The organism is Undibacterium sp. Ji50W, assembly GCF_049340445.1.
Lineage (GTDB): Bacteria > Pseudomonadota > Gammaproteobacteria > Burkholderiales > Burkholderiaceae_D > Undibacterium.
The window spans coordinates 55,785-68,681 of the sequence record NZ_JBMPOX010000001.1 but is presented as its reverse complement, the minus strand read 5'-3'; the positions used below and the strand labels follow the sequence as shown (position 1 = coordinate 68,681).

The following is a 12,897-nucleotide window of genomic DNA, read 5'->3' as shown; positions in this document are numbered from 1 at the left end:
TTTTTCTCCGTTACTTTGTATAGTTCATTGACACTGTTTGATTCGGGATCGCTCCAGACATCAATAGATTTGTTTCACATCACTCATGGCGACATCACCTACATTAGCCACATTCAATTTCACCCCCGAAGAACCCGAAGTAATACTCGATACCACACCAAAAGCCAGATTGGTACCCGCCAGCTTCGTGTCACCCGATTTCGCAGTCACGTCAAAAGTGTAGACGCCATTGGCGGCAGTGGTACCGGCATCGGTTTTACCGTCCCAGGTCAATGTACTCACACCCTGCGGCAAGGCGTCCACGCTCATTTTCCTGACGACGGCACCAGCACTGTCGCGTACTTCAACATCAACCTTGGTCGCCGACTGTGGCAAGTCCACCGCATAGATGCCCTTGCCGTCAGTAACCGTCATCGTATTACCTGGGGCGATCACGCCATGGCCTATCATATTCGCCGCCTGCAGGTTCTGGCTGGCCAGAAAATTGGCATTCATCGCTGTGACTGTGGTATTCAACTTGTCGATACCACTCACTGTTGACAATTGCGCCATCTGGCTGGTCACCTGAGCATTGTCCATGGGGTTCAGCGGATCCTGATTTTTCAACTGGGTGACCAGCAAGGTCATGAAGCGATTTTGCGCATCATCGGTAGCGTTGGCAGCGGTCTTGCTGGCATTCATCGTCGCCAGCAAAGTTGGATCAACGGTATCAGTCTGTATGGTGGTCATTTTCTATTCCTTTACACTAAACTTATTGACCCAGAGTCAATGTTTTCAACAACATGGTCTTGGCCGCATTCATGACTTCCACATTATTCTGGTAAGAACGCGATGCTGATATCATATTGACCATTTCTTCCACCACATTCACGTTGGGCGTGGCGACATAACCCTTTTCATCAGCCAGCGGATGCTTGGGGTCGTACATCAGTTTAGGCGGATTACTGTCTTCTACAACCTGATTCACCTTGACGGCGGTGGAAGCCGTACCCGCCATAGGCACGGCACTGAATACCACCTGCTTGGCTTTATATGGCTGGCCGTCCGAACTGGTGACACTATCGGCATTCGCCAGGTTGCTTGACACCACGTTCAGACGCTGCGATTGAGCACTCATGGCTGAACCGGCAACATTAAATACATTAAAGAGTGACATGATGATGGTCCTTGTATCTATGCTTCTATTCTGTGTTTCTGTTTAACCCTGAATTTAGCCCCAATTCAACCCTGAATGGCTGCCAGCATATTTTTAATCTGCATATTGATGATGGTCAGGCTGGCCTCATAACGCAAGGCATTGTCGGTGAACTGATTGCGTTCCACATCCATATCCACCGTGTTGCCATCCACACTACCCTGTATCGTAGGCCGGTACTGGGCTGCCACACCGGCTACCATGGTCGATGTATCCATATGCTGACTTGCCGTTTTATTCAGCGCCGTTGGCGACTGCGTCAGGTTCTGATGCAGGGCATTGCTCAGCGCTGCCGAAAAATCAACATCCTTGGCCTTATAATTCGGCGTATCAGCATTCGCAATATTCGATGCCAGCAATTGCTGACGCTGCCCTCTGACGGACAAAGCCGCTTCATGAAAGCGCAAGAAATCATCCAGTCCACCAGCCATCATTTTCTCCTTTACCACCGGTCAGGCATGCCCACGGTTTGCTATACCTTGCATATTATTCGCCACCGGGCAAGTTTGATCAGGCAATCAGAACGAGAAAAACCTGCTTATTCCCGCTTTCAAAAACCTGCAGGAATCCTAAAATGGAATCCAGAACAGATAAACGCAGGAATCAGGATGAAACTCCCACTACTCCCACTACAAACAGGCAAACGCTGGTCGGCATGGCTCTTGATGGCGCTGGTGGGCGCGAGCGGGGTGGCACAGGCAGCCAGCGCTGCTACAGCGCAAGACCCGGCCCAACTCAAGCAGGTGGCTCTTGATTTTCTGACATTGCAAACCAGCGGCTTGAACGGCGAAGTGCAAATCACCGTCGCCGACGTTGACAAACGCCTGAACCTACAGGCCTGTGACGCCCTCAACCCCTATTTACCGCCAGGCAGCAAGCCCTGGGGCAAGGTGACCCTGGCCATCAAATGCGGCGCACCCGCCACCTGGCTCATCTATTTGCAAGCCAATGTGCAAGTGACGGCTGATTATTATGTGACTGCCAATGCCATTTCCCATGGGCAAGTCATTACCATGGCCGATCTGAGCAAATTACGCGGCGATATTTCAAAATTGCCGGCCGGTGTCGTCACCAGCCCTGAACAGGCTGTCGGCAAAAGCATGCAGATGTCACTGGCTTCCGGCAGCATATTGCGGGCAGATGTCCTGAAGAGCCCGGCAGTAGTACAGCAAGGGCAATCGGTACGGGTAATCAGCACTGGCCCTGGCTTTCAGGTGGCTACCGATGGGGTAGCGCTGAACAATGCTTCGGATGGACAAGTTGCCAAAGCGAAAACAAGTTCGGGACAGACCATTAGCGGCATCGCCAAAAATGGTGGCATCATAGAAATAGTTTACTAGCAAAAAAACAAGCAAAAAGAATGCCTGAAAGAAACATTATTAAGATGGTGCAATATTTTTTTGAGGTAAGGTTAAAGTTTAAAATTACACAGCCGATAAACTGGATGTAGATGTTTGTAATTCCCACACTGAGGGTATCGCTGTGAAAATTGATGACGCACTTAACAAGACCTCAGGGCTTCCCGTAAGCCCGCAGCAGGCACGCACGGAAAAACCGGCAGATAACACGCCGGCACCTGTTGCGAATTCGTCGAAGGTGCAAATTTCGACCCTGTCCACGCAATTGCAGGCTCTGCAAAGCACACAGGCAAGCAATGCTGTATTCGAGACGAAGAAGGTGGAAGAGATCAAGCTGGCCATTTCTGAGGGACGCTTTCAAGTGAACTCGGAAAAAGTCGCTGATGGGCTTCTGGAAACAGTCAAAGACTTACTTAACGCAAGAAAACGCTAGCCATGAGCCCAACAAGTTCCGGACATACCGCAATTGAACAATGCCTGAAGGAAGAAGTCGTCACCATGTCTTCCCTGGCTGAATTGCTGAAAAAAGAGCAGTCCGCACTTGTTGATAGCGATGTCAGCTTACTCAACGATTACACCCAAAGCAAAGGGCAACTGGTAGGCAAGATGTCCGAGCTGGAAAAAAAGCGCAATGCGTTTCTGACACAACTTGGTTACCGGGCAGACCTGGATGGCATGAAGGCGTATTTGCAGCAAGCTGGCCGTGCCGATGATGCAGGTACACACTGGGATCAGCTTCTGCAACTGTCGATGCAGGCAAAAGAAGACAACAAGACCAATGGTCTGTTAATTAATCGCCGCCTGGCACAAAGCCAGGCCATGTTAAGCGTATTACAACAGGGAAACCAGAACGCTTCCCCCATGTATGGCCCGAATGGCCAGTCCACGATCAGGGGCACATCAGGCAAGGGCTATATCGCCACCTGATACGGCCGACAGATGCTTCCCATAAAAAAAACAGACCCTCGGGTCTGTTTTTGTTTTAGCGTGCCAAACACAATGCAGTCTCGCATCAAAATCTCACATCTGAGTCCAGCATCAAAGTCTAGCATCACCGTTCGCATCACAATTTTATCGCAGAGGCGTCGTCACAGCAGCCGGCACCGATACCGGCGCTGGTACAGCCACAGAAGCTGGCGCCGCTGGCGAGATGGGCACATCCACTACCGGCTCTGGTAATACCGCCAGTATGGTCACCGATACCCGGCGGTTCCTGGCCCGGCCCTCGGTCGTGTCATTGTCACTGACCGGCAATTTCGCCCCCTGCCCTACGGCTGTCACCCTGATTTCATCGACACCGTTTTCAGTCAGCAACCTGGCCACCGTGCTGGCGCGTACCGCCGACAATTCCCAGTTGGAAGGAAAAATCGGGTTCTTGATGGGGATATTATCGGTATGCCCCTCGACCTGTATGGCATGGGTATCGGCCTTGAGGACGCCTGCAATCGCTTTCAAGGCCTGCACCGAATCTATATTCAGGCGTGCCTCGCCTGGTGCAAACAACAGGCTGGCATTGATTTCTATGGTGATGCCGCGACTGGTCTGACTGACCCTGACCTTGCCTTCCCGCACCAGCGGTTCCAGCACTGTCATGATATCCTTGGCCATGGTCGTCATTTGCGCCTTTTCTTTACGCAAGGCTTCATTTGCGCGGCTGTTTTTTACCAGAGGCAGCGGGTCAAGCTTGACAATGGGTTCATTCGGCCTATCCACGGTCTTGGGATTCACCATGACCTTGCCAAAAGCCCCGGTCAGCGAATTCGACAAGACCCGGTATTTGCCCTCATTCAGAGAGGAAATCGCATACATCACCACAAAGAACGCAAACAACAGGGTAATAAAATCGGCGTAAGAAACCAGCCAGCGATCGTGGTTCTCGGGTTCTTCGTGGTATTTTCTTCTGGCCATAGGGTTCTTTAAGGCATCACAGCAGGCAAGCCATCAATTTCTATGATTGGTTAATCGCTCTTCCACCACGCGTGGGCTGTCGCCCAGGGCAATACTGTAAAAAATATCAGACAACATTTCCCGCCGCGTGACTTCCCTGTTGATGATCTCTTTGAGCTTGTAACTGACCGGCAAAAACAACAGATTGGCCATGCCCACGCCATAAATCGTTGCCACAAAGGCCACCGCAATGCCGCCGCCCAGCTTGGATGGGTCAGTCAGGTTTTCCATCACATGTATCAAGCCCAGCACCGCACCCAGAATACCGATGGTGGGCGAATAACCGCCCGCCGCTTCCCAGATCTTGGCAGCCTGGCGCTGTTCCATCTCATACAGCGAAATATCAACATCCAGGATATCCTTGAGCCGGATCGGGTCGATGCCATCGATCACCAGGCGCAACCCCTTGCTGATGAAGGGATCGATTGACGCATTCATATAGCGTTCCAGGCTGAGAAAGCCCTCTCTCCTGGCGACCACACTCCAGACCAGGGCTTCTTCAACATTCTTTTTGCTGTTGTCCGGCGGCTCTGACACCACCCAGCGCAACATGCGTACGCCCCGCATAAAGGCCTTGATGCGGCTTTGCATCAGCACCGCACCGATAGTACCCACCACTACGATGACAAAAGCGGCTGGCTGCACCAGGGAAGAAAGACGGCCACCTTCCAGCAACTGACCAGAAACGATGCCGACAACTATCAGTAAAAGTCCGACTATGCTAGCCCAGTCCACGCCTTCTCCCTTAAGTACGCCCTGAGCCTGGCTACCGCCTGACTATGCAATTGCGACACCCGTGATTCGGAAACACCCATCACGGCCCCGATTTCCTTCAAGTTCAATTCTTGCTCATAATACAAGCCCATCAGCAATTTTTCACGTTCGGGCAAGCTGTCAATCGCCCCGATCACGGCATCACGGAAATCATCATTCAACAAATCCTGCAGGGGATCGCCCGACAGGTCAGAACAATAATGATCGAGGAAATGCTCTTTGGTGTCGGCGTCATGAAAGTCTTCGTAATACACCAGTTGATGGCCGCCACTATCGGTCAGCATGTCCTGGTATTCCTCCAGCGACAGCTTGAGTGACTTGGCGACCTCGGTTTCCAGAGGTGGCCTGCCCAGCTTTTGCTGCAGGGTATTCATGGCATTTTCTATCTTGCGCATGTTCTGGCGTACGCCGCGCGGCAACCAGTCGCTGCTGCGTAACTCATCCAGCATGGCGCCACGTATGCGCTGCACAGCATAGGTTTCAAACTGGGCACCATGCGTGTCTTCATAGCGGTTAACTGCATCCAGCAAACCTATCATGCCCGCCTGCACAAGATCATCCACCTCCACACTGGGAGGCAGACGCGCCTTCAACTGGTAAGCAAGGCGCTTGACCAGTGGGGCGTGCTCCCGGAGGAGGAAGTTTTTATCTGACTTTCCGCTAGCGGTGTACATGTGATTATATTCCGAGACCGACACCCAGCTCAGGGACTCCCTCTAAACATAATGTCGAACGCGCAGTCGTCGCCAATTGTTCCGCCAGCCGGGAAAAAGCCAGCGAAGCACGCGCTTTTGGAAAAGCATCAATCACGGAGCGTCCCAAATGCGCAGCCTTTCTTACATGTTCATCTTCCGGCACATGGCCGACATAGTGCAAAGGCACAGCCAGATAACGGCTGGCAGCCTGCGCCATATTTGTGTAAATCAATCTCGCCTCATTTTCTGATGCGCCGGATACCAGAATACCGTAACCGCGCCTTCCTACCCTGTTGCTGACCCGCTTGATCAGTCCGTATGCGGCCTTGATCATATGCGGATCGGCAGAAACCTGTATCACCAATTCACTGTCATCCAGTGATGCCAGCGCAAATGCGTCATTCGCATTGATGTCGCCATCGACCATCACCAGGTCTGCCTGGTTTGCCACGACATCAAACACTTTGGTCAGTTGCCGTGCACTTTCTGGCGGCAAAGCCGACGACAACGACGCCTGCCTGGTCAGCATCGTCACCGACAAGCCAGCAGCCACCATTTTGATCGCTTCCTTCATTGTACGCTGTTGTCTCGCTACATCCAACAAGGTACGATCATTGCTTGCATTCAGCCAAGCACCCACGCTATTGTCCGAGGCCCGCGCATCGATCATCAATACCTCACTACCCTGCTTTGCCAGCGATACACCCAGATTAACCAACATGCCACTTTTTTCATCTTCCTTCAAGGCCGACAGGAAAGTGAACACCCTGGGTTTGGGGCTGGCCAGCATGCGGCGCAAGCCTTCTGCCTGATCAAAACTAGCCAAGGGACACCTCCCTGGACACAGCAGCACGCGCACCATTCCCGGCACCCATGGTGCCAGCCATCAGCAAAGGCAATTCTTCATACAGCAGGCGGAAGGCGGCTGTCTCGCGTTTCAGTTTAAAGGCACGGTCTATCAGGTACAGCTTATTGGCGATATGCAGATCTTCTGGCACCCGCTGGCCGCTGGCAACGTAATACACCATGAGTTTCTGACGTATCGCAATATCCAGCGCACCACCTATGGTGGCAGCTTCGTCCAGCTTGGTGAAAATACAACCCGCCAGACCATTACCCTGGTAAGCGCGTACCACTTCGCTCAGGGTTTCGCCGGTGGAGGTAGCATTCAGGCACAGCAGGCGCTTTACCGGAGTGTCTGTTCCTGACAACATGGCAACCTGTTCGGTCACCATTTTATCGCGCTGACTGACACCCACAGTATCAATCAATACCGTATGCTTGTTCTTGAGTTCGGACAAGGCGATGCGCAAATCTGCCTCATCCTTGACGGCATGCACCATGACGCCGAGTATCTTGCCGTAAATGCGCAATTGTTCAAAACCGCCAATACGGTAGCCGTCAGTAGTGATCAAGGCCAGTTTGGAAGGCCCATGGCGCATCACGCAACGCGCCGCCAGCTTGGCCGTGGTCGTGGTCTTGCCGACGCCGGTCGGCCCTACCAGCGCATACACACCGCCTTTTTCCAGCATTTCGTTTTCATTGTCGATGGTGGACAGATTACGCACCAGCGTATTCTTGATCCATTCCAGGCCATTTTCGACCTTGCCAGCTTCCGGCAATTTTTCTACCAGATAGCGTGACAAGCCTGCACTGAAACCCGTGGCCAGCATTTCACGCAGGATTTCTGCCTTCTGCGGATGCCGCTTCTGGGTCTGGGTCCAGGATATTTCTGCCAGTTGTGACTCCAGCATGCTGCGCATGGAGCGGATTTCCGACATCACATTATTCAATTCACCAGCGCTGACAGCAGCTTCAATATCGGCATCCAGGGCGATCGCCGGTTTCAGCGGTCGACGGATGACGGCCGCTGCTTCAACTTGTGCTTCAGCCTGATAGCGCGGTGCAAAGCGTGGTGTATCGGGTATGCGTGGCACTGGTGGCGCTGGCGACACTGATGGTGACACCAGTGCTGGCGCTTCATCACCGGATGAAGGTGCAATGGCACTGATGGCTTCATCCGCCATGGCCAGTATCTCGACCTTGCCGCCGACATTGCGGTTGGACAAAATCACCGCATCAGCGCCCAGGGCATCCCGCAACATGCGCAAAGCTTCGCGAGAAGTATTTGCGGTAAATTTTCTGACGTTCATGATTGCGCTCCAACCAGGCTGGTGACTTTAATTGTTTTTGTTTCAGGTAATTCTGCGTGCGATAAAACTTTCAGTTGCGGCACCGTGCGACGCAAGAAGCGCGACAGCAAGGCCCGCAGCGGTGCTGGCACCAGCAAGACCGGTGTCAGGCCCAACTGTTCCTGGTGCTGGGCAGCGGCTTCGGTCTGGGTCGCCAGTGTGTCGGCCAGACCCGGCTCAATCCCGGCACCATCGGCACCACTGGTCTGCAGGGCTTGCATCAGCAGGCGTTCCAGACGGTTATCCAGCGTCATGACGGTCAGTTCATTCCCGGTCGGGAAGATCTGCTGCACGATGGCACGGCCAAGCGCAATCCGCACCTGGGCAGTCAGCTCAGCGGCATCCTGGGTATGCATGGCCTGCTCTGACAGGCATTCGATGATGGTACGCATATCGCGGATATGCACGCCTTCAATCAACAGGTTCTGCAAGACTTTTTGCAACACAGACAAAGGCAGGATTTTCGGTACCAGTTCTTCCACCATCTTCGGCATATCCTTGGCCAGGTGATCCATCAGCAACTGCACTTCCTGACGACCCAGCAACTCGGCAGCATGTGAAGTGATCAAGTGATTCAGATGCGTGGCGATGACGGTGCCCGAATCGACGACGGTATACCCCATCGCCTGCGCCTGATCGCGCATGCCGCCATCGATCCATACGGCAGGCAGGCCAAAGGCCGGATCATTCGTGACCGTACCAGGCAAATTGCCAGTGACCATACCCGGATTAATCGCCAGATACTGGCCGCTAAGGGCTTCACCAACACCGACTTCCACCCCTTTGAGAGTGATGCGATAGGCCGAAGGCTTGAGTTCAAGATTGTCACGGATATGTACAGGCGGTGACAAAAAGCCGACTTCCTGCGCAAATTTTTTGCGTATACCCTTGATACGACGCAGCAACTCGCCTCCCTGATTTTTATCCACCAGCGGGATCAGGCGGTAACCCACTTCCAGGCCCAGGGTATCGACCGGCAAAATATCCTGCCAGGTGGCTTCTTCCATCTCTTGCGGTGCGGCTGCGGGCGCATCCTGTTTTTCATCCATGGAGGGCGGCATCTGATTGCGTTTGTTCAGCAGATAACCACCGCCGCACAAGATTGCAGCCAGCAAGATAAAGGCGATGTGCGGCATGCCGGGTATCAAACCCATGCCACCGATAATACCGCCGGTAATAATCATGACCTGCGGTTTGGCAAACAACTGGCCGATCAACTGGCCACTGATATCCTGGTCACTGGCAACACGCGATACCACCACACCGGCTGCAGTAGAAATGATCAGGGAAGGAATCTGTGCCACCAGGCCATCACCAATCGCCAGCAGCGTGTAGTTTTTCAGCGCAGCGGCAAAATCCAGGTCATGCTGGACCATGCCGACAATCAGGCCGCCGACAATATTGATCACGGTCACCATGATGCCGGCCACCGCATCACCACGTACATATTTACTGGCACCGTCCATGGCACCATAAAATTCGGCTTCTTGCGCGACTTCAGTACGGCGGCGGCGAGCTTCCTGTTCGGCAATCAGGCCGGCGTTCAGGTCGGCATCAATCGCCATCTGTTTGCCTGGCATCGCATCCAGGGCAAAACGGGCACCGACTTCAGCAATACGGCCCGCACCCTTGGTCACCACGGTAAAGTTAATGATGGTCAGGATGATAAACACCACGATACCGACAGTGTAATTGCCACCAATCAGAAAGTGACCAAAAGCCTCAATCACCTTGCCCGCTGCATCCGGGCCGGTATGGCCCTCGGTCAAGACAACCCGGGTAGAGGCCACGTTCAGCGACAGGCGCAACATGGTACTGACCAGTAAAACGGTTGGAAACACCATGAAATCCAGCGGCTTGATGGTGTACAGGCTGGTCAGCAAAACGATAATCGCAATCGCAATATTGAAGCTGAAAAACACGTCCAGTACAAAGGCCGGCAAGGGCAAGATCATCATTGCCAGCATCAGGATAATCAGGAAAGGCGCGGCCAGCGCCCGGGTATTCATACCGTTCATCCAGGCAGGTAATTTGAGGCTATTCATACTGCGGCTCCTGCTTGATTATTCGGGTCCAGCTCAGGTGGTACATATAAGTCATTCGGTTCCATCGGTTTGTTTCCTGCGCCTGGGCGATAACTGCGTAACTGGTAGACATACGCCAGCACCTCGGCCACGGCGGCGTACAAGGCTTCGGGAATTTCATCGCCCAACTCAGTGTGCTTGAACAGTGCACGTGCCAGCGGTGGTGCTTCCAGCAAAGGCACCTTGTGTTCCTGTGCCAGTTCACGAATCTTGGCGGCCACTGCATCTGCCCCCTTGGCCACCACTTTCGGTGCGCCACGGCCACCCTCGGTGTATTTCAAAGCCACGGCAAAGTGGGTCGGGTTGGTGACCACCACGTCAGCAGTCGGGATTTCAGACATCATGCGGCGGCGTGCCATCTCGCGCTGCTGGGCACGGATTTTTGCCTTGATTTGCGGATTACCGTTCGCCTCTTTTGATTCCTGGATCACTTCCTGATGCGTCATCTTCAGTTTTTCAGCGTATTGCCACATCTGGTAAGGCGCATCAATCGCCGCAATCACCACCAGCGAACCGACAATGGCCAGGAAGCACACACCCATCATGTGGCCAACGTGGGCCGGCCCGGTTTTCAGCGATTCCAGTGGCAGGGCAAAAATCGCATTCTTCTGGTTCATGATGACTATCCACGCCACCACCCCGACCAGAACGGTTTTAATGATCGCCTTCAGCAATTCCACACCGGCACGGGTGGAAATCATATTGCCCAGGCCGGAAATAGGGTTCATGCGTCCAAAATTGGGCTGCAGGGCTTTGGCACTGAACAGCCACCCACCAATCAGCAAGGGCGAGCCCAGCGCAACGATCAGCAACAGCACCGCTATCGGCGCAAATGCCACCAGCACGTCCCATAGACTGGCACCGATCTTGGAAAAAAGTAGCTCAGGGTCATAGATAATTTCGCGCTCCAGCGTCAGGCCGGTAATCAAGACGTGATTCAATTGCCGGACCAGGCCATCGCCCATGGCCCATAGCGATCCACCCGCTGCCAGCAAAATGGTGCAGGTTGACAGTTCACGCGAACGTGGAACATCGCCCTCTTCCCGCGCCTGTTCAAGGCGCTTGGGCGAGGCCGGTTCGGTTCTTTCGAGATCGCTATCTTCGGCCATTGCCGACTCCTGTTATTTCCGCAAAGCAACCAGCACACTGATTACACAAAGCTACAGGTGTGATTATTGGCTATGTCAGAAGCACAAGATGCTTGGAATAAAGGAGGAAATACCCCTTAGCTCTGGGGAAAGAATGGCCCTCTGCGCTCAAAGGGCCATGAAAGGCTGAAATCTGAACGCCAGCCTGATGGCAAGACATTCAGATTTAGTTGTTTGAAGTGCGGTTGAAATGCCTTGATCAGGCAGGCACAGCCACAGGTGTTGCCACCATGCGGTGAATGAAATACATCATGACAGCAGTCAGCAGCACGGTGCACACCAGAATATCGCCCAGCAAATCAAAATGCAGTATCGCGCCACCAGCAGGCTGGCTGACGATCATCCCGGCAACCACAGAGCCGACACCACCGGCAATTTGCTGCAGCGAGGAATTGATCGCCATGAATGCGCCCCGGCTGTCAGCGGCTGGCACAGCTGACATCATTGCCTGGGCGGGAATCATGCGCGAAAAAATACCGACAAACAGCAAGACATTGACCAAAATGACCATAGGCAAAGGCGTGACGCCAAGACGGGTGTAGATCACGGCCATGACGATCGTCATCGCAGCTCCGAACAAAAATACGCGATATTTGCCAAACTTGTCGCTGAGCTTACCAACCAGAGGGCCAGTGATAATCGCACCGAAGCCTGTGACCAGATAAATCATCGGCAATTCCTTCATCGAAATACCCAGGTTATTGACCGCAAAGGCGCTGCTGAACGGCATCAGCATATAACCGCCTATGCTCAGAAATCCTGTCGCGGCAAATGCCAGCAAATACCTGGGTGTTGCTATCGTGTCTCTCAAATGATGGAAAGGATTGCGGTCAGACTGCAACTGCAAATGCGCATCAATCGGCTTCAGGTTCACAATGATGATGACGCCGACGATAGCGGCCATCCCCACGATCATCATGAAAGGCGCATGCCAGCCCAAGTGCGCAGACAGATACAGACCAATAGGCAAACCCAGGATCTGGCTACCGGCAAAAGCCGTTTGCAATACACCCATGACCCGGCCGCGCATACTGAAAGGGAACAAGTCTGTCGTAATCGCCATCACGATGGCACCAATGACGCCGCCAAACAAACCCGTCACGATACGTGCGAATAACAGGAAGTAAAAATTAGGCGCAATCCCGCACAGGAAGGTGCCCAGGATAAAGCCGCAATAAAAAAACATGAGCAGCTTTTTGCGGTCAAAACGGTCAGCAAAACCAGCCGCTGTAAAACCGGCGATACCAGCGCTGAAGGCATAGGCAGATACCACCACCCCAAACTGTGAAGGTGTGATATTCAAAGCTGGCATCAGGATCGCACCCAGCGGTGACATGATCATGAAGTCCAGTATGATAGTAAATTGCAAAAACGCCAATATGGCGAGGACAAATTTTTGATAGCCGGTGAACTGCGTTGGCGGTTCGGTAGAAATAGTTTGAGTCATGTTTTCTTTCTTTTGCATTGAAATTCAGACTCTTTATTATGGTCTGAGTTCATATTT

At 53.1% G+C, this 12,897-nt stretch carries 14 protein-coding genes; 3 read left to right on the top strand and 11 right to left on the bottom strand.

Annotation, left to right across the window (positions count from 1 at the left end):
• Nucleotides 1–60: 60 nt before the first annotated feature.
• From ACO0K9_RS00355 to flgB, 3 genes are all read right to left on the bottom strand, one after another.
• Nucleotides 61–729, bottom strand: a complete 669-nt coding sequence (locus ACO0K9_RS00355) for a flagellar hook assembly protein FlgD (protein ID WP_422980690.1) — start codon at nucleotides 727–729, stop codon at nucleotides 61–63.
• Between the two features lie 22 nt (nucleotides 730–751).
• On the bottom strand, nucleotides 752–1,156 hold the full coding sequence (flgC, locus tag ACO0K9_RS00350) for a flagellar basal body rod protein FlgC (RefSeq protein WP_422980689.1): 405 nt from the start codon (nucleotides 1,154–1,156) through the stop codon (nucleotides 752–754).
• A gap of 65 nt (nucleotides 1,157–1,221) precedes the next feature.
• Nucleotides 1,222–1,626: a flagellar basal body rod protein FlgB gene (gene flgB / locus ACO0K9_RS00345; protein ID WP_422980688.1), complete on the bottom strand. Its 405-nt coding sequence runs from the start codon at nucleotides 1,624–1,626 to the stop codon at nucleotides 1,222–1,224.
• 177 nt (nucleotides 1,627–1,803) lie between these two features.
• Between flgB and flgA the strand changes: the two genes are divergently transcribed.
• From flgA to ACO0K9_RS00330, 3 genes are all read left to right on the top strand, one after another.
• On the top strand, nucleotides 1,804–2,535 hold the full coding sequence (gene flgA / locus ACO0K9_RS00340; protein ID WP_422980687.1) for a flagellar basal body P-ring formation chaperone FlgA: 732 nt from the start codon (nucleotides 1,804–1,806) through the stop codon (nucleotides 2,533–2,535).
• 142 nt (nucleotides 2,536–2,677) lie between these two features.
• Nucleotides 2,678–2,986 (top strand): flagellar biosynthesis anti-sigma factor FlgM, encoded by a 309-nt coding sequence (gene flgM, locus ACO0K9_RS00335; RefSeq protein ID WP_186945632.1) that lies wholly within the window; start codon nucleotides 2,678–2,680, stop codon nucleotides 2,984–2,986.
• A 2-nt stretch (nucleotides 2,987–2,988) separates the two neighbouring features.
• A complete protein-coding gene (locus ACO0K9_RS00330) occupies nucleotides 2,989–3,480 on the top strand; it encodes a flagella synthesis protein FlgN (protein ID WP_422980686.1) in 492 nt (163 codons plus the stop codon).
• Between the two features lie 144 nt (nucleotides 3,481–3,624).
• Here the strand turns inward: ACO0K9_RS00330 and motD are convergent, their stop codons facing one another.
• The 8 genes from motD to ACO0K9_RS00290 form a co-directional block, all read right to left on the bottom strand.
• On the bottom strand, nucleotides 3,625–4,461 hold the full coding sequence (gene motD, locus ACO0K9_RS00325; RefSeq protein ID WP_422980685.1) for a flagellar motor protein MotD: 837 nt from the start codon (nucleotides 4,459–4,461) through the stop codon (nucleotides 3,625–3,627).
• Between the two features lie 33 nt (nucleotides 4,462–4,494).
• Nucleotides 4,495–5,235, bottom strand: a complete 741-nt coding sequence (locus ACO0K9_RS00320) for a flagellar motor protein (RefSeq protein WP_422980684.1) — start codon at nucleotides 5,233–5,235, stop codon at nucleotides 4,495–4,497.
• A complete protein-coding gene (locus ACO0K9_RS00315; protein ID WP_186945636.1) occupies nucleotides 5,217–5,948 on the bottom strand; it encodes an RNA polymerase sigma factor FliA in 732 nt (243 codons plus the stop codon). The genes ACO0K9_RS00320 and ACO0K9_RS00315 overlap by 19 nt, the downstream gene beginning before the upstream one ends.
• A gap of 4 nt (nucleotides 5,949–5,952) precedes the next feature.
• Nucleotides 5,953–6,795, bottom strand: a complete 843-nt coding sequence (locus tag ACO0K9_RS00310; RefSeq protein ID WP_422980683.1) for a MinD/ParA family ATP-binding protein — start codon at nucleotides 6,793–6,795, stop codon at nucleotides 5,953–5,955.
• Nucleotides 6,788–8,122 carry a flagellar biosynthesis protein FlhF gene (gene flhF, locus ACO0K9_RS00305; protein ID WP_422980682.1) on the bottom strand — a complete coding sequence of 445 codons (1,335 nt, stop codon included), beginning with the start codon at nucleotides 8,120–8,122 and terminating at the stop codon, nucleotides 6,788–6,790. Before flhF ends, ACO0K9_RS00310 begins: the two co-directional genes overlap by 8 nt.
• Nucleotides 8,119–10,206: a flagellar biosynthesis protein FlhA gene (flhA, locus tag ACO0K9_RS00300; protein ID WP_422980681.1), complete on the bottom strand. Its 2,088-nt coding sequence runs from the start codon at nucleotides 10,204–10,206 to the stop codon at nucleotides 8,119–8,121. Before flhA ends, flhF begins: the two co-directional genes overlap by 4 nt.
• Nucleotides 10,203–11,354 carry a flagellar biosynthesis protein FlhB gene (gene flhB / locus ACO0K9_RS00295; RefSeq protein ID WP_422980680.1) on the bottom strand — a complete coding sequence of 384 codons (1,152 nt, stop codon included), beginning with the start codon at nucleotides 11,352–11,354 and terminating at the stop codon, nucleotides 10,203–10,205. The genes flhA and flhB overlap by 4 nt, the downstream gene beginning before the upstream one ends.
• A gap of 238 nt (nucleotides 11,355–11,592) precedes the next feature.
• Nucleotides 11,593–12,840: an MFS transporter gene (locus ACO0K9_RS00290; RefSeq protein WP_422980679.1), complete on the bottom strand. Its 1,248-nt coding sequence runs from the start codon at nucleotides 12,838–12,840 to the stop codon at nucleotides 11,593–11,595.
• Between the last annotated feature and the right edge of the window lie 57 nt (nucleotides 12,841–12,897).

What these genes read in the sequence shown, in the direction of transcription:
- ACO0K9_RS00290 (WP_422980679.1), bottom strand. Translation starts at nt 12,840, where the DNA reads ATGACTCAAACTATTTCTACCGAACCGCCAACGCAGTTCACCGGCTAT.
- ACO0K9_RS00315 (WP_186945636.1), bottom strand. Translation starts at nt 5,948, where the DNA reads ATGTACACCGCTAGCGGAAAGTCAGATAAAAACTTCCTCCTCCGGGAG.
- motD (WP_422980685.1), bottom strand. Translation starts at nt 4,461, where the DNA reads ATGGCCAGAAGAAAATACCACGAAGAACCCGAGAACCACGATCGCTGG.
- flhF (WP_422980682.1), bottom strand. Translation starts at nt 8,122, where the DNA reads ATGAACGTCAGAAAATTTACCGCAAATACTTCTCGCGAAGCTTTGCGC.
- flhB (WP_422980680.1), bottom strand. Translation starts at nt 11,354, where the DNA reads ATGGCCGAAGATAGCGATCTCGAAAGAACCGAACCGGCCTCGCCCAAG.
- flgB (WP_422980688.1), bottom strand. Translation starts at nt 1,626, where the DNA reads ATGGCTGGTGGACTGGATGATTTCTTGCGCTTTCATGAAGCGGCTTTG.
- ACO0K9_RS00330 (WP_422980686.1), top strand. Translation starts at nt 2,989, where the DNA reads ATGAGCCCAACAAGTTCCGGACATACCGCAATTGAACAATGCCTGAAG.
- ACO0K9_RS00355 (WP_422980690.1), bottom strand. Translation starts at nt 729, where the DNA reads ATGACCACCATACAGACTGATACCGTTGATCCAACTTTGCTGGCGACG.
- flgA (WP_422980687.1), top strand. Translation starts at nt 1,804, where the DNA reads ATGAAACTCCCACTACTCCCACTACAAACAGGCAAACGCTGGTCGGCA.
- flhA (WP_422980681.1), bottom strand. Translation starts at nt 10,206, where the DNA reads ATGAATAGCCTCAAATTACCTGCCTGGATGAACGGTATGAATACCCGG.
- flgC (WP_422980689.1), bottom strand. Translation starts at nt 1,156, where the DNA reads ATGTCACTCTTTAATGTATTTAATGTTGCCGGTTCAGCCATGAGTGCT.